This window comes from Amycolatopsis marina, from assembly GCF_900111885.1.
GTDB classification, from domain to species: Bacteria; Actinomycetota; Actinomycetes; order Mycobacteriales; family Pseudonocardiaceae; genus Amycolatopsis; species Amycolatopsis marina.
Map to the genome: position 1 here is coordinate 34610 of NZ_FOKG01000027.1, position 17239 is coordinate 51848.

Annotated in this window: 17 protein-coding genes and 1 pseudogene; 4 read left to right on the top strand and 14 right to left on the bottom strand. The window is 65.3% G+C overall.

Features of this window, described 5'->3' with window-relative positions:
- Positions 1-51: 51 nt before the first annotated feature.
- Positions 52-783 (bottom strand): class I SAM-dependent methyltransferase, encoded by a 732-nt coding sequence (locus BM199_RS29295; RefSeq protein WP_245788880.1) that lies wholly within the window; start codon positions 781-783, stop codon positions 52-54.
- A gap of 34 nt (positions 784-817) precedes the next feature.
- Between BM199_RS29295 and BM199_RS29300 the strand changes: the two genes are divergently transcribed.
- On the top strand, positions 818-2662 hold the full coding sequence (locus BM199_RS29300) for a S9 family peptidase (protein ID WP_091678393.1): 1845 nt from the start codon (positions 818-820) through the stop codon (positions 2660-2662).
- Positions 2663-2738: 76 nt separating this feature from the next.
- Here the strand turns inward: BM199_RS29300 and BM199_RS29305 are convergent, their stop codons facing one another.
- From BM199_RS29305 to BM199_RS29315, 3 genes are all read right to left on the bottom strand, one after another.
- Positions 2739-3215 carry a Dps family protein gene (locus BM199_RS29305; RefSeq protein ID WP_091678397.1) on the bottom strand — a complete coding sequence of 159 codons (477 nt, stop codon included), beginning with the start codon at positions 3213-3215 and terminating at the stop codon, positions 2739-2741.
- Between the two features lie 52 nt (positions 3216-3267).
- Positions 3268-3693, bottom strand: a complete 426-nt coding sequence (locus BM199_RS29310; protein ID WP_091678399.1) for an organic hydroperoxide resistance protein — start codon at positions 3691-3693, stop codon at positions 3268-3270.
- A gap of 157 nt (positions 3694-3850) precedes the next feature.
- Positions 3851-4423, bottom strand: coding sequence for an NADPH-dependent FMN reductase (locus BM199_RS29315; protein ID WP_091678402.1), 573 nt, complete (start codon positions 4421-4423; stop codon positions 3851-3853).
- A gap of 125 nt (positions 4424-4548) precedes the next feature.
- On the opposite strand from BM199_RS29315, the gene BM199_RS29320 reads away from it, so the two are divergent.
- Complete coding sequence (locus tag BM199_RS29320; RefSeq protein WP_091678405.1) at positions 4549-5607, top strand: alpha/beta hydrolase; 1059 nt, start codon at positions 4549-4551, stop codon at positions 5605-5607.
- Between the two features lie 68 nt (positions 5608-5675).
- Here BM199_RS29320 and BM199_RS29325 read toward each other — a convergent pair whose 3' ends face one another.
- From BM199_RS29325 to BM199_RS29335, 3 genes and pseudogenes are all read right to left on the bottom strand, one after another.
- Positions 5676-6197, bottom strand: coding sequence for a hypothetical protein (locus tag BM199_RS29325; RefSeq protein ID WP_091678409.1), 522 nt, complete (start codon positions 6195-6197; stop codon positions 5676-5678).
- 393 nt (positions 6198-6590) lie between these two features.
- Positions 6591-7112, bottom strand: a complete 522-nt coding sequence (locus BM199_RS29330; protein WP_091678412.1) for a hypothetical protein — start codon at positions 7110-7112, stop codon at positions 6591-6593.
- A 530-nt stretch (positions 7113-7642) separates the two neighbouring features.
- Positions 7643-8309, bottom strand: a pseudogene (locus BM199_RS29335) (catalase); the annotation flags it as partial.
- A gap of 73 nt (positions 8310-8382) precedes the next feature.
- On the opposite strand from BM199_RS29335, the gene BM199_RS29340 reads away from it, so the two are divergent.
- Positions 8383-8934, top strand: coding sequence for a DUF6226 family protein (locus BM199_RS29340; RefSeq protein ID WP_091678414.1), 552 nt, complete (start codon positions 8383-8385; stop codon positions 8932-8934).
- A 3-nt stretch (positions 8935-8937) separates the two neighbouring features.
- Here BM199_RS29340 and BM199_RS29345 read toward each other — a convergent pair whose 3' ends face one another.
- A complete protein-coding gene (locus BM199_RS29345; protein ID WP_091678417.1) occupies positions 8938-9540 on the bottom strand; it encodes an acyl-CoA-like ligand-binding transcription factor in 603 nt (200 codons plus the stop codon).
- Positions 9521-11047, bottom strand: coding sequence for a DHA2 family efflux MFS transporter permease subunit (locus BM199_RS29350; RefSeq protein ID WP_091678419.1), 1527 nt, complete (start codon positions 11045-11047; stop codon positions 9521-9523). The genes BM199_RS29345 and BM199_RS29350 overlap by 20 nt, the downstream gene beginning before the upstream one ends.
- Positions 11048-11266: 219 nt before the next feature.
- Here BM199_RS29350 and BM199_RS29355 point away from each other — a divergent pair, with 219 nt between their 5' ends.
- Positions 11267-12787: a recombinase family protein gene (locus BM199_RS29355; RefSeq protein WP_091678422.1), complete on the top strand. Its 1521-nt coding sequence runs from the start codon at positions 11267-11269 to the stop codon at positions 12785-12787.
- Here BM199_RS29355 and BM199_RS29360 read toward each other — a convergent pair.
- The 5 genes from BM199_RS29360 to BM199_RS33525 form a co-directional block, all read right to left on the bottom strand.
- On the bottom strand, positions 12784-13806 hold the full coding sequence (locus tag BM199_RS29360; RefSeq protein WP_245788882.1) for an NsdA family TPR-like regulatory protein: 1023 nt from the start codon (positions 13804-13806) through the stop codon (positions 12784-12786). The two genes, BM199_RS29355 and BM199_RS29360, sit on opposite strands and share 4 nt — an antisense overlap.
- Positions 13807-14418: 612 nt before the next feature.
- Positions 14419-14694 (bottom strand): hypothetical protein, encoded by a 276-nt coding sequence (locus BM199_RS33520; protein WP_143101946.1) that lies wholly within the window; start codon positions 14692-14694, stop codon positions 14419-14421.
- A complete protein-coding gene (locus tag BM199_RS29370) occupies positions 14694-15095 on the bottom strand; it encodes a Gp19/Gp15/Gp42 family protein (RefSeq protein WP_177242848.1) in 402 nt (133 codons plus the stop codon). The genes BM199_RS33520 and BM199_RS29370 overlap by 1 nt, the downstream gene beginning before the upstream one ends.
- Positions 15096-15216: 121 nt before the next feature.
- Positions 15217-16044 (bottom strand): phage major capsid protein, encoded by an 828-nt coding sequence (locus BM199_RS29375; RefSeq protein ID WP_091678428.1) that lies wholly within the window; start codon positions 16042-16044, stop codon positions 15217-15219.
- Between the two features lie 677 nt (positions 16045-16721).
- Positions 16722-17093: an NUMOD4 domain-containing protein gene (locus BM199_RS33525; protein WP_143101947.1), complete on the bottom strand. Its 372-nt coding sequence runs from the start codon at positions 17091-17093 to the stop codon at positions 16722-16724.
- Positions 17094-17239 lie beyond the last annotated feature (146 nt).

Consider the following 17239-nt stretch of genomic DNA (forward strand, 5'->3'; position numbering starts at 1 on the left):
GGGAGTCAGGTTGCTTCCTGCCTTACCTGACCGGCACCCGGTCAAGCGCTGTCACGGCGCACGAACGGCCACGAGCTCGGTCCAGCACTGGCTGAACTCGCCGCCCCCGCCACGCGCCCAGCTCCACGCCGAACGGGCGGCACTTGCCAGCTGCGGATCCGGGCCGCCCGGCGCCCGCAGCGCCTCGGCCAGTCCCGACTCGACACGCTCGGCGAGCACTCGGTACTCCAGCCCCGGCCGGTGCCGCGACCTGGCCCTGACCTCCCGGAACCCGGCGCGCTCCACGTGCTCCGCGACCCGCCTGCCCGCGAACGGGTCCTCACCCCTGGCCCGTAGCAGCTGGAAGTACCCGCGCAGGGCGGCATCCACATTCGCGGTCCTCGGTCGCAGCTTCGCCCGACTCCAGTCCGATGTGGACAAAGCAAGGGTACCCCCTGGCCGCAACACCCGGAGCAGTTCGGCCAGCAGCTCCGCCGGGTCCTTCGTGCGTTCGATCAGAGCGTGCGCGAACACCACGTCGAAGGCCGCCTCCGCAACCGGAAGACGGAGTGCGGCACCGGCCGCGAAGTCCACAGTGGATATTCCCCTGCGGCGGACGACTCCGCCAGCCTTGACGAGCCGCTCGGGCTCGGGATCGACCCCGAGCACCTGGACCGGGTGTACCGCCGTGCCGAAACCCAGCGTGACCGCGCCGAGGCCACAGCCGACATCGAGCACCCGCATCCCCGGTCGCAGCAACGGCAGCACGAAACCCGCGTCACCCGGCACGTCACCATCCAGCACGCTGGTAACCCTACGGAAGTGGCAGGATCGGGGGGTGACCACGCAGCCAGTAACCCAATACCCGCCCGCCCTGGTCCCCCAACATCTTTTCGACGACGCGACCGCGGAGGCCCGCTGGCGTGCTCGTTTCCACGCCGCGCGCATGTCGGCGCCCGAATGGGCACTCGACGCGCCGGATGCCAACCTCTATGTCTCCAACGCCAGTGGCGTCTGGGAGGTCTACGCCTGGGACCGGATCACCGCCGAGCACCGCAAGGTCACCGACCGGCCGAACGGCACGATGCACGCCACGCTCTCGCCGGACGGCACGTGGATCTGGTGGTTCAACGACACCGACGGCGACGAGTTCGGCTCCTGGGTCCGCCAGCCCTTCGCCGGACCCGCCGAGCCCGCGCCCGCGGTCGCCGACATCCCCGACGGCTACCCCGCCGGACTCGAGATCGGGCACGAGCTCATCGCCATCGGTGTCTCCACCGACGAGGGCAGCGCGTTGTACGCGCACTCCGGCGGAGCGACGACCCGCTTCTACAGCACCGATGACGACGCTTCGATCTCCGCGTTGTCCCGCAACGAGAAGCTGCTGGCGATCTCGCACTCCGAGCACGGTGATTCCCGTCACCCCGCTGTCCGGGTCCTCGCGACCAAGGGCTTCGGCACCGTGGCGGACAAGTGGGACGGCGCGGGCAAGGGCCTCGCCGCGTTGGAGTTCTCTCCCGTGCACGGCGACTCGCGGTTGCTCGTGCTGCACGAACGCAGGGGGCGCGAAGAGCTGCTGATCTGGGACGTCGACGCCGACACCGAGACCGAACTTGCCCTCGACCTGCCCGGCGAGGTCGTCGCGACCTGGTACCCGGACGCGAGCGCACTGCTCGTCGTGCACTTCCACCAGGGACGCAGCTCGCTGCACCGCTACGAACTCGCGACGGGCGCGCTCAGCGCGCTGGACACCCCGCCGGGGCGGATCGGTGGCGCGGGAGTGCGGCCCGACGGGACGGTGGAGTACTCCTGGTCCAGCGCCGCCACCCCGCCGCTGATCCGCGCACGTACCCCGGCGGGCAAGGACAGTGTGCTGCTGCAGCCACCAGGCGAACCCGCCCCCGGATCCGCGCCGGTGACCGACGCGTTCGTCGAGGGCGCCGGAGGGCAGATCCACGCGCTGGTCTCCCGTCCGGAGGGCGCCCCCGACGGTCCGCTGCCGACCCTGTTCAGCCTGCACGGTGGGCCGCACGCGGCGGACGAGGACCGCTTCTCCGCCTACCGGGCGGTCTGGCTGGACGCCGGCTTCGCCGTGGTCGAGGTGAACTATCGCGGCTCGACCGGTTACGGGTCCACCTGGCGGGACGCGATCGAGGGCAGGCCGGGGCTGACCGAACTGGAGGACGTGGCCGCCGTGCACGACTGGGCGGTGAGCAGCGGTCTTGCCGACCCTGGGCGCTGTGTGGTCAACGGTGCGTCCTGGGGCGGTTACCTGAGCCTGCTGGCGCTGGGCACCCAGCCGGACCGCTGGGCAGGCGGCATCGCGGGTGTGCCGGTGGCGGACTACGTCGCGGCGTTCGAGGACGAGATGGAGCAGTTGCGCTCGTTCGACCGCGCGTTGTTCGGCGGCACTCCCGCCGACATCCCCGCCGTGTATGACGAGTGCTCGCCGATCACCTACGTGGAGGCCGTCAAGGCACCCGTGCTGGTCCTCGCGGGCGACAACGACCCGCGCTGCCCGATCCGACAGATCGAGAACTACCTGAACCGGCTGGCCGCACGGAAGGTGCCGTTCGAGTTCTACCGCTACGACGCGGGCCACGGCTCCCTCGTCATCGCGGAGACGGTCAAGCAGGTGGCCATCGAGGTCTACTTCGCCCAGCGGGCCGTCAACCTGCGCTGAGCGACCGAAAGACCAATGCGGTCGGGGCCACCGCGCATGTGCACGATGACCCCGACCGCGGCTGGGTGGATCTGAATCAGGCCTGCTGCGCCTGCCACATCCAGTGCGCCTGCTCCAGCTTGTCGGTGAGTTCGATGAGCAGGTCCTGGGTCACCAGGTCGCTCTTGTCGGTCTCGTCGATGCGCTTGCGCAGGCGCTCGATCAGCTCCGTCAGGATATCCACGATCGCGGCGACGGTCGCGTCGTCCGACTGCCAGTTGTCCGGGTAGTCGGACAGGCCCGAACTCTCCACCACGGTCTTCGCCTTGCCGTTGGGCGAGACGCCGATGGCGTTGGCACGCTCCGCCACCTCGTCGGTGTACGTGCGTGCGACGCTGACGAGTTCGTCGAGCTGCAGGTGAACGCTGCGGAAGTTCTTGCCGACGACGTTCCAGTGCGCCTGCTTGGCGACCAGCGAAAGGTCGATCAGGTCCACCAGCGTGGACTGCAGCACGTTACCGGTGACTTCCTTGTCGCTGTCGTTCAGCGGGCTCTTGATCGGCGACTTGGCCATCTTGCGATTCCTCTCGAATTGTGACCCGACTTCTGAATTGAGAACCGTCGCTTCAGGTGGTCGCGCTGACTTCGACGCGGATGTTGCCTCTGGTGGCATTGGAGTACGGGCACACCTGATGGGCCTGGGCGACCAGTTCGTCGGCCTTGCCCTGCTCCATCCCCGGCAGGGTGGACCGCAACTCCACGGTCAGCGCCAGCTTGTCCGCCTCGGTCTTGCCGATCCCGACCCGCGCCGTGACACTCGACTCGTCGACGTCCACCCCGCCCTGTTTCGCCACCTGCCGCAACGCCCCGTGAAAACAGGCCGCATAACCGGCTGCGAAGAGTTGCTCGGGGTTGGTGAATTCGCCCCCGGGACCCCCCATTTCCTGGGGTACCGCGAGCTTCTCGTCAATCTGGCCATCCGAGGAGGTGACCTCGCCGTTGCGTCCGTCGCCACGCGCGGTCGCCTCAGCGGTGTACATCGGTTCGGCCATGTTGACCGTTCCTCCCTGCTTCTGGTCGGGCAGAACTCAGTGTCTGTCGGCAAACGCGCGTCACGATCGACTCGGCAGGCTCGGGGACAACATTGCCACCTAGCGCCAGTTCGCCAACAGGTTCAGTCCTGGACTACCCAGAAGTCGGAAGGCCAAATCAGGGATGCCGCGTTCGAGCGAACTCGACGACCTGCCTGCCGATCAGTCGCAGGGTCTCCACGACGCGTTCCTCCGAGGCGCCGCCGGCCTCGTCGAACTTGACCTCGGCGCTGTTCACCGCGCCACCGAGCGGGGTCGGCCAACCGCGCAGGGCGTGCGTGATCGTGCGCAACTGGTCCAGCGTGGTGACCGCGGCCTGCCAGCCGTGCGCCACGGCGACCAGCCCGACCCCCCTGCCGTGCAGGTACGGCCGCTCGTCAGGGCGGAGATCCTCGACGTAGTCCAGCGCGTTCTTCACCAGCCCGGACAGGGCACCGTGATATCCGGGCGAGACCACGATCAGGCCATCGGCGGCACGGACCGCTTCCACGAGTTCGACCGCCGCCGCCGAACGCTCGGGAACGGTGACGTCGTAGAACGGCAGTGCGAGCTTGCTCCCGGTGAAGGCGGACGTGGTCGCGCCCTGCTCCGCCGCACCGGCCAACGCGATACTCAATGCCCGTTCCGACTGGGAACCGTCCCTGAGCGAGCCACCGATACCGAGCACGTTGATCGTGGAGGAAGAAGTCACCCCCCGAGGCTAGACCCTCCACTTAGGTTGAGGGCCACGTCAGGATGCGGAGTTCTCGCTCACATCTGGTCCTATTACCTACTCACGGGTAACCTCGCCGGAGACGTCCGAACCGGGAGGAACCAATGTCGATACCGCTCCAGATCCGGGCGCAAGCCGCTGCCGCCCAGCTGCTCTACGCGCTTCCGCGGCCACTGCGCAGGCTTATCGCGGGTAGGCCGATCCGGCTGGACGGTCAGGAACTCGCACTCGACGCCCAGCTCCTGTTGCGTATGCAGCAACTCTCCGGCGCGACACTCGCCAAATCGGACGTTGCCGTCTCGCGTGCCGAGCTCGCCCTCAGCAGGCACCTGGTCAGCGGGAAGACCATCGAGCCGATCAGCACCAGCGAGATCTCCGTCCCGGCCCCGCACGGCACGGTCCCCGCAACGCTCTACACGCCGGAGGGCCTGGCCGCGCCGTCCGGACTGCTGGTCTTCTACCACGGCGGCGGTTTCGTGATCGGCAACCGGGAGAGCCACGACAACACCGCTCGGTTCCTGGCCAGCCGGGCGGGCGTCCGGGTCCTTTCGGTCGAGTACCGGCTGGCACCGGAGGATCCGTTCCCCGCGGCGGCGGACGATGCACTCGCGGCATTCGATTATGCCCACGCAAAGGCGGGCGAACTGGGTGCGGACCCCGCCCGGATCGCGGTCGGCGGCGACAGTGCGGGCGGCAACCTGGCGGCCGTCGTGGCGCAGGACGCCACCCGCAGAGGTGGACCGGCGCCCGCGTTCCAGCTGTTGCTCTACCCGACGGTGGACGCGACGGTCCGCCGCCGTTCGCGGGAGTTGTTCGGTGAGGGCTTCTTCCTCACCGACGAGAGTATGACCTGGTTCCTCGACCACTACGCACCACCGGGAGCGGATCGCACCGACCCGCGCATGTCACCGCTGCTGGCCGAGGAGCTGACCGGACTGCCGCCCGCCTACGTCGCTACCGCGGGCTTCGATCCGCTGCGCGACGAGGGTGAGTTGTACGCCGAGCGGCTAGCCGAAGCCGGTGTGCCGGTGGCACTGAGCAGGCAGGCCGATCTGATCCACGGATATGTGAACTTCCTCGGCGTCGGCAGGCGCTTCACCGAGGCGACCGCCGAAGCGGCGGGCGCGCTGCGCGTCGGGCTCAGCCGACGCGCCCCGGCCTGACTCGACCAGCACCCGCAACGGCCGGAATCCGGCGTGGAAACTCCACGCCGGATTCCGGTGCCCCCATCTCAGTGGATGCTCACCTGGCCCTGGGGCGCGGGAACCGGCGGTACGGGCAACGGGCCGAGCAGGTTGATCAGCAATTTGGACAGCGTTTGCAGCAGACTCTGCAGGAGGCCGTTCAGCATCGTCAGCGGATCCGGCAGCGAAGGTAGCGCGGACGCTTGCGGCACCTGGCGTGGTGCGGAACCGGGGTCAGCCAACACGCGCGCGTTCTCGTTGCGCTGCGCCTGGGCGGTTCCGGCGATCTCCTGGGCCTCGGCCTGGATGGCATAGACCTGGCCAGCGGAAAGATCTCCGAGCAGCGGGTCAAGGCGCTGCAACGCGTCCTTCGTGGACCTGACGTCACCCGCATAGGCCACCCTGGCCAGATGGTCGCGCAACTCCAGCACCTGGGCACCCGCCGCCTCGGTGCTGGACGTCCCCTTACCGTTGTCCACGACACTCGCCGAGGCCATGCCCGCCATGGACACCGCCAGCATTCCACCGACGGCTATCGCGGCAATCGAGCGGGCGAATCTGCTTTTCATCCGTACCTCCCGGCCGTGCGGAAAACATAAGACCTAGCCGCTTCAATCGATACCAAGCGGGCCGAAGAAGCACCAGCCGCGGGGCAGCCGAATCGGTTTTCCGCTCCTCACGTGCCGAATCCGGATTCGGCCGGGCGGAACCACAAAGGATGAAGCAAGATCGGGCTTCCGCAGTAAATTGCCGAGTAGAAATCCACTGTTCGTCACTCAACGTCCGCCTGCCACTCCGCAGCGCTCGCCGGTAACCCACACGGATGCAGTAGTCGCTCTCGCCCGGAGATCACCCAGCCGAATCGTGTGTTCCAGTCCTGGCGGAACGGAATCCGGCGCGGAGTACACCACGCCGGAGCGCCGGATTCCGCTTCCCCCTCACCAGAATCGCGCTGGATCAACTCAGGGAGCCGGAACCTCCGGAACCGGCAACTCCGGAACCGGCAGCGCGGGCGCCGATCCGAGCAGCCCGCTCACCAGGCTGGTCAGGGTCGACAACAGCGTCTGCAGCAGTTCGCTCACCATACTGAGCGGATCCGGCAACGGCGGCAGTCCCGGCACCGCGGGCACCTGTCGCGCAGTGGCCGACGGATCGGCGAGCACCCGCGCGGTCTCGCTGCGATGCCCCTGCGCGGTACCCGCGGTCTCCTGGGCGTCGGCCTGAATCGCGTAGACCTGGCCAGCGGAAAGATCTCCGAGCAGCGGGTCAAGGCGCTGCAACGCGTCCTTCGTGGACTTGACATCACCCGCGTACGCCACCTTGGTGAGATGGTCCCGCAACTCCAGCACCTCGGCACCTGCCGCCTCGGTGCTGGACGTTCCCTTACCGCCCAACGTGCCCGCCGACGCCATCCCACCCGTGGCCACCAGCAACAAACTGCCCACGGCTACCGCGGCGATCGAACGCGCAATTTTTCCATTCATTTCGTACCTCCGGCCCATTGAAAAACAAGATCTAACGGACTCAATCGGTACCAATGAGCCAGACGGTTGACCAGCCGAGATCGCGCGGATCCGACTTTAAACCATCACGTCCCGGATTCACCCAATGGCGATCGACCCGCAACGGATGATCAAGTGGATCTTGGATTCGAGCGCAAGTGACCCGGTCGAGTGACTAAGGTCACAGGAGGTGAGTGGCAAACCCGAAAATACAACGCCGCCACTCGTATGGGGGCTCTAGTGCATTCGGGGGTCTTGTTCCCCCATTCGGGCCGCGTGTCGCGCAGTCATCCGCGGTGACTTTCCACATTGGGTCCACTGCCGACCTCGAATGCAGCAGTCGTCTCACCCACACCAGTTAGAGCGGGCGGGAGCAGCCACTACTCAACCCGATATTGCCCTGGAGCTGGGGAATGCTGGGACAGCGAGCAGCCCCGATGTACGAGGCACGCACACCGGGGCCGCTGTTCGCGGCGGGAACTACTTCCCGAAGGCCTGAGCTGGCCGAAGTCGTCGTCCTCGACGTGCGGACCGCCGTGGGAGTTCGGCGCGTACACCGGGTCTCCCGGGTTGCTGTAGCGCATCGCCCCGTCCTTGGAGTAGCTGTTCACCTCGGACCTGGCGGCGTTCACCGGGAGCTGCGTGTAGTTCGGGCCGATCCGGTAGCGATGCGCGTCCCGGTAGGCGAACAGCCTGCCCAGCAGCATCTTGTCCGGCGAAGGGCCGATCCCGGGGACCAGGTTGGCCGGCTCGAACGCGGCCTGCTCGATCTCCGCGAAGTAGTTCGACGGGTCGGTTCAGGGTGTACTTGCCGACCTTGATCAGCGGATAGTCGCCGTGCGGCCAGACCTTCGTCAGGTCGAACGGGTTGAACCGGTAGTCCGCCGCCTCGTCGTGCGGCATGACCTGCACGTACAGCGTCCAGCTCGGGTGGTCGCCCGCCTTGATGCTGTTGTAGAGGTCGGCCAGGTGGTGGTCGCGGTCGGAACCGGCCAGCGCATCGCCCTCCTCCTGGGTGCGGAACTCGATGCCCTGGTCGGTCTTGAAGTGGTACGTCACCCAGAACTTCTCGCCGCCGGCGTTCTCCCACAGGTAGGTGTGGGAGCCGTAGCAGTTCATGTGCCGCCACGTCTTGGGCAGGCCGCGGTCACCCATCAGCCAGGTCACCTGGTGCCCGTTCGAGTGCGTGCTGGTGCTGCAGCCGCGGAAAACCCCTGGACAGGAGCACCGACGGCCGCTCACGATGGACGCCATGGGTGACCACTGGGGGCCGGAGGGGCCGCCCGAGGAGGCATACAGCCGGGTCACCGACCCGGGCCGCTATGCGCCGCTGCACGCCGCCGCTCGCGAACTGCTCGACGAACTGATCGAGCGGTACACCGTGGTCGGCGAGACGTTCGAGGAAGCCGACCCACATGGCAGCGAACCCGCTCCCGGCATCCGGCTGGCGCCGGCGGACCCGGCCGCATCCCCGCTGGCGGTGGTGTTCACCTCGTTCCCCGGCCTGGTCGTCCAGCTGGGGCGCACCGAGACACTGGCACTCCCGAGGTGCGGCTGCGATGCCTGTGACGAGACCGTGGAGGACTGCGTCGAACTGTTGCGAGAGCGCGTCGGTGCACTGACAGCGGGCACCTTCGGCGAACGGCTGGTCCGCGACGGCGGCTGGTGGCACGAGTACTGGTATCGCACTCCCAACGGCGGCGGAGGAAGCTCCCGTGGCCGGATCGACCGGAAGGAGCTTCGAGCACTGCGAGCCACGGCCCCCGGCGGCGAGCAGCGCTGGGCTCCCTGGCCGAGGCGGTGACCGCTACAGCGGAAGGCCCTCCTCCAACTGCGCGAGGGCACGGTCCATGGCGCCGACGAAGTCCGGATCGCCGTCCTGCTGTGCGCCGAAGAACACGGCCACCACGACGCCGATAACCGCACCGTTCCATGTCCGCACGGCCGGGTCGTCGGCGCGCCGTCCCGTCCGCTGCGCCACCGCGTCGTTGAGCATCGCAAGTCCTGTGGTGAACTCGTCGACAAGCTTCGCCCGCAGCTCCGGGATCGAGATGATGAGCTGCTGACGGGCGCGCTCCAACTCCGATTCCTCGGGGTCGAGCCGCTCGAATACCTCGCGGATCGCGGCCCTGAACGCCCCGAGCAGGCTCAATTCGGCGGGCTGGCGCAGGAACGACTCGATGAGCACCGGATCGAGCCGGTCGTGCAGGACGGTCTCCTCCTTGGTGGGGAAGTAGCGGAAGAAGGTGCTCTGCGAGACCTCCGCCGCGGCCGCGATCTGCTCGACCGTGGTCTCCGCATAACCCTGCTCGATGAACAGGCGCAGCGCGTGGTCCTGGATCGCGGCGCGCGTCCTGGCCTTCTTGCGCTCGCGCAGTCCTATCGGGCGATCAGCTTGCGAGGACGTCATGCTCCGATTGTGCCCGGTGGACGTCCTCGGCACTCCGCGGCAGGAAGACCACGGCCAGCACTGCTCCGAGCGCGGTGACGGCGGCACAGACCCACAGGGTGGAGGTCATCCCTTCGACGAACGCCGAGCGCACCGACTCCAACAGTCCCGGCGCCCCGGCCGCCTCCGCGACCTGCACCCCCGCCGCGGCACTGCCCCGCGCCGCCTCGGCCGCCGGCTCCGGCAATGTCGACAGGTCGACTCCGGTGCGATATCCGGCGTTCAGCACCGTGCCGAGGATCGCCACCCCGAAGGTGCCGCCGACCTGGCGCAGCGCCTGCAGCAGCCCGGACCCGACACCGCTGCTGCCCTGTGCCAGCGCGCCCATCGCGAGGTCCATCGCGGGCGGCAGGGAGAACCCGAGACCGACACCGACCAGGGACACCCAGACCGCGGTGAATCCGTAGCCGTCGCCGACCGCCGTGGCGGCTCCGACGACCAGCCCCGCCGTCATCAGCCCGAACCCGAGCCCGACGACGATCTTCGCCCCCAGCCGGGGCCGCAGCCGTTCGGCGATCTGGACGCCGACAAGGAGCCCGCCCACGATCGGCAACAACCGGAGTCCGGTACCCAGTGCGTCTGTGCCGAACACCGCCTGGAAGAACTGCGGCAGCACGAACATCGCGCCCATCAGCGCGAACGACGCCACGGTCGCCAGCACCGCTCCCCAGGTGAATCCGGGCGAGCGGAACAGCGCCAGATCCACCAGTGGCGCGGTGGCCCTGCGCAGCCACAGGACGAACACCGCGAGCACGAGCAGCCCCGCCAGGATCGGCAGCAGTGCGCCCGGCGCGGTCCAGCCACGCTCGCCCGCCTCGACCAGCCCGTAGGTCAGCGCGACCAGCCCGGTCGCGGACAGCGCGATGCCCGTGCCGTCGATCCGCACACCTGAGGTCCCCGCCGTGCGCGGCAGCAACAGGGCCAGCGCGGCGATACCGAGCAGGACCAGCGGCACGTTGATCAGGAACACCGAACCCCACCAGAAGTGGTCCAGCAGCCAGCCGCCGAGCACCGGACCGAGCGGGATGCCAAGGGCCATCGCCGTGGACCAGATCGCGATCGCCTTGCTCCGTTCCGCCGCGGTGAACAGCACGGTCAGCAGCGACATCGACAGCGGGATCATGAAGGCCGCGCCGAGGCCGAGCACCGCCCGCGCGACGATCAGCAGTTCCGCGCTGCCCGCGTAGGCACAGGCGACCGAGGCGACGCCGAACAGCGCCAGCGCACCCAGCATCAGCTTCTTCTGCCCGAACCGGTCACCGAGCAGCCCGGCAGGCAACAGACCCGCCGCCAGCACCAGCGTGTACGCGTTGGCAAACCACTGCAGCTGGCTGGTCGAGGCCGTCAGCTCGGTCGCGAGCGTGGGCAGGGCGACGTTCAGGATCGTCACGTCGAGCCCGAAGGTCAGCAACGCGAGGGCGAGCGCACCAAGGGCCCACCACCGACGAGGATCCGCACCGGCAGCCATAATCTCCCTCTTCGACAGTAACTCCCATTTGAGAGTGACTGTCACTTTATTCGGAGAGATGCGAGAAAGGCAACAACGAAAGAAGTTGCACGGTCGTACCACCTCGCGGTTTTCTGATGTGGTGCCGTTCCAGCCGTACCGTCGTGTCCTCGCCATTCCCGGAATGCCGACCGCGACGCTGCTGATGCTGGTGGCGCGACTGCCGTAAGATGCAACGTTATGAGCATCATAACACGGCCACGTCGGGCACTGATCGTCTTGCGCCTGAGCAGGACAACGGACACGAGCGCGAGCATCGAGACACAAGAGCGACGGGCACTGGCTTTCTGCGCAGCACATGAGTGGGAAGTGGTGGGTGTCAGTAAGGACGAGAACGTCAGCGGGGCACTAAGCCCTTTCAAGCGCCCGTCATTCGGCCGTTGGCTGACCGACAACCCGTCTAAGCCCTATGACGTCGTGGTGGCGTTCCATCTGTCACGTGTCACTCGTAGCGCCCGTGATGCCCTCGAATTGCTGGAGTGGCTGAAGGAGCGCAAGCGCGAACTCGTCACCGTTGACGACGGGATCAACACGGGTACGACGTTCGGGAAGGCTTACCTGACGGTGATTGCTGCCCTCGCTGAAGCTGAGCGAGAAGCGACACAAGTGCGCCTGCTGGAAATGAAAGAAACGAAACGCGCTCAAGGATTCGTCACGGGTGGTGGTGGCGGTTGGGGGTACGTGACGGCGAAAGTCGGGAGTGGCAAGCGACTAGTTCAGAGCGAGCAGGCCCCGTTGTTGAAGGAAGCTGCGGAAAGAGTCACGACAGGAGAACCAGTCGCGCGTATCTGTGCTGATTGGTTTGAAAAGGGCGTGGCTGTGCCGAGTGCCGACTTCAAGATCGAACGTGATTCAGAAGAACCGGCAAAGTGGCATCCTTCGACCCTGGCACGTGCGCTACGTTCGTGGACACTCTGCGGGTACAGCGTGTACAACGGCGAGATTGTTCGGGATGACAAGGGAAACCCCGTCATGATCACAGACGAACCGATCCTGACACGTACCGAATTCGACCGTCTACAGGACGCTCTAGAAGGTCGGAGCACAGACAAGGGCAAACCACGCCAGGGTTCCCCGCTGTCGCGTCTGGTGAGGTGTTCGGAGTGCGGGAACACACGCGTCACTAACGGGAGTGGCGTTAGACGACGTCTCCAATGCTCAACCCCTGATTGTTCGGGTGGCGGCATTCTTGAACGTGTCGTGTGGGAGATGATCGATGCCGCGATTCGCGAGAAGTACCCCGATGACGTCGACCTATACGATTATGAGTGGTCGAGCAATCAGCGCGAGAACGAGGAACGTCTAGACGTCCTACGGTCCCGTGAAACGGAGCTAGTCGAAACCCTGCGAAAGAACTTACTCGACCGTGCAACGTGGGAGGCTGACGGACTGCTCGATATTTACGAGTCGGTCAGGAAAGAACACGTTGAGGACTTGAAAAACGTGCGTTCGGAGATTGAAGAACTCACGAGCGCGCCCGTAAACAAGCCTATACGGGTGTCGTTGGGGCAGACGCTTTATGAAATGTGGAAGCCCTACGACCGGAGAGACGAACTCGACGCAAACGACGCTCGTTTCATTCTGGCCTTCACGGGGCTGTCAGTGAGCGCGTCGAAGATTGAACGCAAAGGGCACGGCGTTGACCCTCGCAACCGCGTGAAGATCGAAACGCCTACATGGGATGGCGTTCTTTTGGACTAAGCGTCAAGTTCTGCCAACTTGCGCCTGCGCCCTGCCCACTCACTATCACGCCACGAGGGCGGCATGATTTCTAGTGCTTCGGTTGCTATGCGCCTGGCTTCCCTCTCGTCTCCGAGCGCTTTTAGGACGAACGCCCGTTGACCATGAAAGAAACTGGGTACATACCAGTAAGCCGATGACGGTAGTTCGTCCTCGTCGTCGGGTAACTCGTCGGCCAGGTGGTCCGCGACTTTGAGCGCGTCTAGTGCTTCGGTGCGACTGCCGTCGCGTGCCAACACTTCAGCCCGTTGGAACTGGACGTACGTTCGCAACCCCACGTGAACGCGTTCGTCACGGGCTGCCGCTTCGTTGAGAGCTTCGGCACTACGTAGGTGGTCGCGCCGTAGGTTTCGGTACGCAGCAAAGGAAAGCGCCGTACTCAGGCGCATGGGGTCATCGGCTTCGAGAGCTAGAACGCTTGCCCTGTCGAGGTGTTTGCGGGACTCCTCCCAGCGCTCGAGCGGGATACTCAGCCAACCTAGGTATTGCTCGAGCTCACTCAACAGCCCTACGGCTTGCTTGCGGAGGGGGGATCGGGCGTTGTCGGCAAGCCTGCTCACAAGGGCCGCTTGAGTGCGAACGGTCGGCAGGACTTCACCAGCGCTCGTTGCGTCTTCAAGCCTGCGCAAACTCGCTAGGACTTGGGCGACGCATTCGAGTGCCGCTCTGTCGGTGTGCACGGTTCCGATGAGCGCTGCTGAGACGCGCTCAGTACCGCACTGGGGCACAAACCCTAGGTCCGCCTCGCTCGCGTCTAGGAGGGCACACAGGGCCGCTCGGATGGGGGGCGAGGGGCGGGCGACCGTGCCGCGTTCGAGCTTCCCTAGGTGGTTGGCATCGAACGCTGAGAGCCTGCCTCGCTCGTCGTGTTTCGTTACGAACTCTGAGACGAGCGCTGCCAGTTCGTCACGCCCGATGGGGCCAGGGTGACGACGTGAGGGGGTCCCCTCCCTGGCAGCTCTCAGACGGTCGTTGGCCACGGGGTCAAGTCTAGGGCTTCCCCCATCTTCCCGGTGATCTTCCCTGCCGCATGGGTGATGACGTCGTCACGCTCACGACATGCCCCTTGTGTTCGCTCGCTTCCGGCCCGGTGTCATCGGTGAGTCTCGGCGTGTCGTGCACCTCATCGCGCTCACCGATCCTGCCGACCTGCCGAACGTGCGAGACGTCTCAGGGGCGGGGGCGCTGTGTGGGGAGCGCCTGCCGCCGGGGAAGTTTGATGTCCTCGATGCTGTGCAGGGCATGCCGTGCGCTGCTTGCCTGCTTCAACGTCCGGGGTACGGCCCGCGTCCGCCATCCCCGTTGTTTCGTACGAGCGCTTAGTCTCGATTCCTGCCGTAACCCCTTCCCCGACGACACGGCAGGAGTCGCGCTCACCCTCTCTCAATCCGCCATGATCACGGGAGAGGGTGAGCATCCAAACGCAACAATGCCCCCGACCGGTTGGGAACGGCACCGGTCGGGGGCATTGTCGTTTGCATCGGGTATCTCAGGCATGCACTCCGGCCGGAGAAGTTCCGGGGTACAATTACCCGATGCTATATGCGCTCGAGCCGTCGAGCCTGCACAGACGAACGGCGAGCGCACGATTTTTAACGGCGGCGGGTCGGGCGTAGTACCCCGTAGTGCCGCGTTCCGGTTGAGTGCCAAATCTCGTCTTCGAACTGCGAGCGCTCGCGGTAGCGAGCTGTGGGTTGGTGGGAGACACGGCGCATGCCGGGGCGTTCGGAGATTAATGAGGTGACGACTTCGGTGTTCGGGGCACGAAAACCAGTCATGAAAATGGCGCCCTGCTCGTGCTGAGTGTTGTTGGCCTCGACGTCGTTGGCGGAAAGGGAAAAGTTGCCGTCGTCGTTATGAGTGGTCATCAGACTAGGCCTTGATAAGGCGTGAAATCGGGCTGTAGAACGAAGACCCCGACGCCGACGCCGAGGATTTTCCACTCATCGTCCGTTACCCAGAGTCTGCCCTGGGGTTCGGCGTAGGCGCGCTGATAGCCGTAGTTGCCGTCGTTCTCCGATACGAAGGCGTCCGGATTACGGAGGACGCGAAGCACCATATTTGCTTCAATCATGATCGCCGATTCAAGGCGATCGAGGTTAGTGCGGAGATCGGGAACGCGAGCGAGAAGAATGAGTTCAGCGTCGCTGAGAAGAGTGAGAGCTTGCGTACGTTCGTCGTCGGTAAGAGGGCGGCCTAGCCGAGCCTCGACGTCGAGAGTGCTTGCGAGCGGCATGAGGTTGGTTCCTTGCTGTTGAGCCTGATCCACGGCTCCCATCACCCCGGTGATGACCTGTGGTCAGGTTGATGGGAGCCGTGGGACGGGCGGCTAAGGGGGAAACCCCTTTTGGTGAGGAGTCAGTGACCCACCACCAAAAGGGGAAAGTTGATCAGACGACCTCGACGATCTTGACGACGCTCGCCTCGCTCGTGATCGCGAAGGCTGCTCGAAGAATTCCCCGAATGTCGAGCGCGTTAAGGTTGAATGCAGAATCTTCCGAGATGTCCAATTCTGCAAGCTCACTCGCCACCGTGATAACGCGACTGCGGTCAATACCCCATGCCGTTCCCGCTTCGACACTAGGAGAGACGTACAGAGGGACTCCAGCCACGGTGACACCCTGTGCCGAAATGTCGATCAAATACTGATTTGAGCCCGTAGTGCCCACCTTCAGAGAGCGGACCTTAAGAGCCGTGGCAGGGTCCGTGATAAACGCGGAGAGAGTCGCCCCGAGTTCGGCGGCCTCCGACTGGGCCTGCAAGAAGGGATCCAGGTTGGCGAACCCGTTCGAATCGACCACAGTCGAGACGGCACTAGGCAAGCCTGCCGGGGCACCGACGGGGGCCGGATTGGCGAAAAGAGCTGCATCGAGCTTCCGGCCAAGGTCGACGGCCATTCCATTCATGACCGCGTTGACGGCAGACATGGAGGAGTCAAGGGCGACCTCGCGCGAGACACGAGTCAAAGCCGCGAGCTTGAGCGGGGTGATCTGTAGCTCATCCCAGGTCGGGGTGGACTCGGTGATCGGCTGCAGTTCGCCGATCCAGTTTGCCTGCGAAGTCGCGTTGATAACGGGGATATGAACCGTATGTGCTGACGTCTTATAGAGGTCGGTGACCTGGAGAGCGACACTCTGATCGGTCGCAAGTGCCCAAACCGCCGATGCGACGTAATCGGGGGGCAAGAACCCTGTTGAGTTGGTGCTAGAAATAGCCATTGTGATGATTCCTTAGATTGAGGTGAATTGAGATGCCTCACGGAATCGCTGCGCCTGGCTACGATTGAATGTGAAGGCGAATTGCGTCGCCTGGACGTGGTGCTAATGGCCGCCATTGCTCGAAGTTCGTCGCCGGGATGAATGCGAGCGGGAGGGCCGATAGTGCAGGGAGCGGTTAACGGCTATCCTGTACAAATGAGGGGTGCGGCGTTAGATATCGCCGGGGTGCCGTTCCGTTGGTCGCTGCCTGAGTAACCTGCGGGAAATGGCGCGGCGAGCCGTTGAGCTGCCGTGGTAGGAAATGGCGCACGAGGGGCAGACGTGATGGGGCTTGCCGTTGACGTCTATGCGTTCGGTTGCGTAGCCGTCATCGGTATTGACGCAGGCCTGACAGGCTGCCATTTCGCGTGCTTTCTGGGTTTGGTGGACTTGCTATCTTGCCAGTAACCCTTTTTCCGGTAAACGCAGCGATGCGCGAGGGGGGTGGAGGGGGATACCCCCCTGGGGGTGTGGGGGGTCGCGATGAATGTGCGAGCAGAAGCAAAGCAAAGCGCGTGCGTGCCGACCGCGTGTGTCTGCCGAGCCGAGCGAGTGTCCCTGCCGTGTGTCCCTGCCCCCTGTGTTTGCGTGTGCCGGGGGGAGCAAGCGCGTGTGTGCTGTGCTGCGACTGCGGGTGCTCAGCGGCGAAACGCGCGTGCGGGGTAGTCAGGGGTGACCGGGGAGACAGCGAGGTTGCTCAAGCGACAGTCGTAGCGATCCCGGTTTCTGAATGAGTAGCGCTCACCGCTGCTGCGCTTCAGGCCGAACGCGTTCGCCACCAGGACATGGACGGCGCGGTAGATCGGCCCCTCACTGCCACGGGAGAGGCGAACCTCACGGCAGTAGGGCTTGAGCTTGGTACTGATCACGTTTCCGCTATCGATGCGGCGAACGCGGCCGAGCGTGCTCACCTCGTATGCCGGGGCATCGGGGATGACTTGCCACCGTTCGTTGCTGTGTTCGCCTACGCGAGAGGCAAGTGGCTCGGTAACCGTCGGTGTATGCGCCATACACTTATACGACATGTACGTGTGGGTTGAGGGAGTGGTTGCAAGCCATGACGTTTATGACGTTTTGAGCCCAAAATGCGCAACTTTCCTATGAGAGGGACTCATTGAAAGTTGCGCAATTTAGGTCCAAAACGTCATAAACGTCA

Bases quoted from the DNA above. Each gene is read 5' to 3' on its own strand.
- BM199_RS29305 (WP_091678397.1), bottom strand. From the start codon at position 3,215: ATGGCCAAGTCGCCGATCAAGAGCCCGCTGAACGACAGCGACAAGGAA.
- BM199_RS29310 (WP_091678399.1), bottom strand. From the start codon at position 3,693: ATGGCCGAACCGATGTACACCGCTGAGGCGACCGCGCGTGGCGACGGA.
- BM199_RS29320 (WP_091678405.1), top strand. From the start codon at position 4,549: ATGTCGATACCGCTCCAGATCCGGGCGCAAGCCGCTGCCGCCCAGCTG.
- BM199_RS29325 (WP_091678409.1), bottom strand. From the start codon at position 6,197: ATGAAAAGCAGATTCGCCCGCTCGATTGCCGCGATAGCCGTCGGTGGA.
- BM199_RS29330 (WP_091678412.1), bottom strand. From the start codon at position 7,112: ATGAATGGAAAAATTGCGCGTTCGATCGCCGCGGTAGCCGTGGGCAGT.
- BM199_RS29340 (WP_091678414.1), top strand. From the start codon at position 8,383: ATGGGTGACCACTGGGGGCCGGAGGGGCCGCCCGAGGAGGCATACAGC.
- BM199_RS29345 (WP_091678417.1), bottom strand. From the start codon at position 9,540: ATGACGTCCTCGCAAGCTGATCGCCCGATAGGACTGCGCGAGCGCAAG.
- BM199_RS29350 (WP_091678419.1), bottom strand. From the start codon at position 11,047: ATGGCTGCCGGTGCGGATCCTCGTCGGTGGTGGGCCCTTGGTGCGCTC.
- BM199_RS29355 (WP_091678422.1), top strand. From the start codon at position 11,267: ATGAGCATCATAACACGGCCACGTCGGGCACTGATCGTCTTGCGCCTG.
- BM199_RS33520 (WP_143101946.1), bottom strand. From the start codon at position 14,694: ATGACCACTCATAACGACGACGGCAACTTTTCCCTTTCCGCCAACGAC.
- BM199_RS29375 (WP_091678428.1), bottom strand. From the start codon at position 16,044: ATGGCTATTTCTAGCACCAACTCAACAGGGTTCTTGCCCCCCGATTAC.
- BM199_RS33525 (WP_143101947.1), bottom strand. From the start codon at position 17,093: ATGGCGCATACACCGACGGTTACCGAGCCACTTGCCTCTCGCGTAGGC.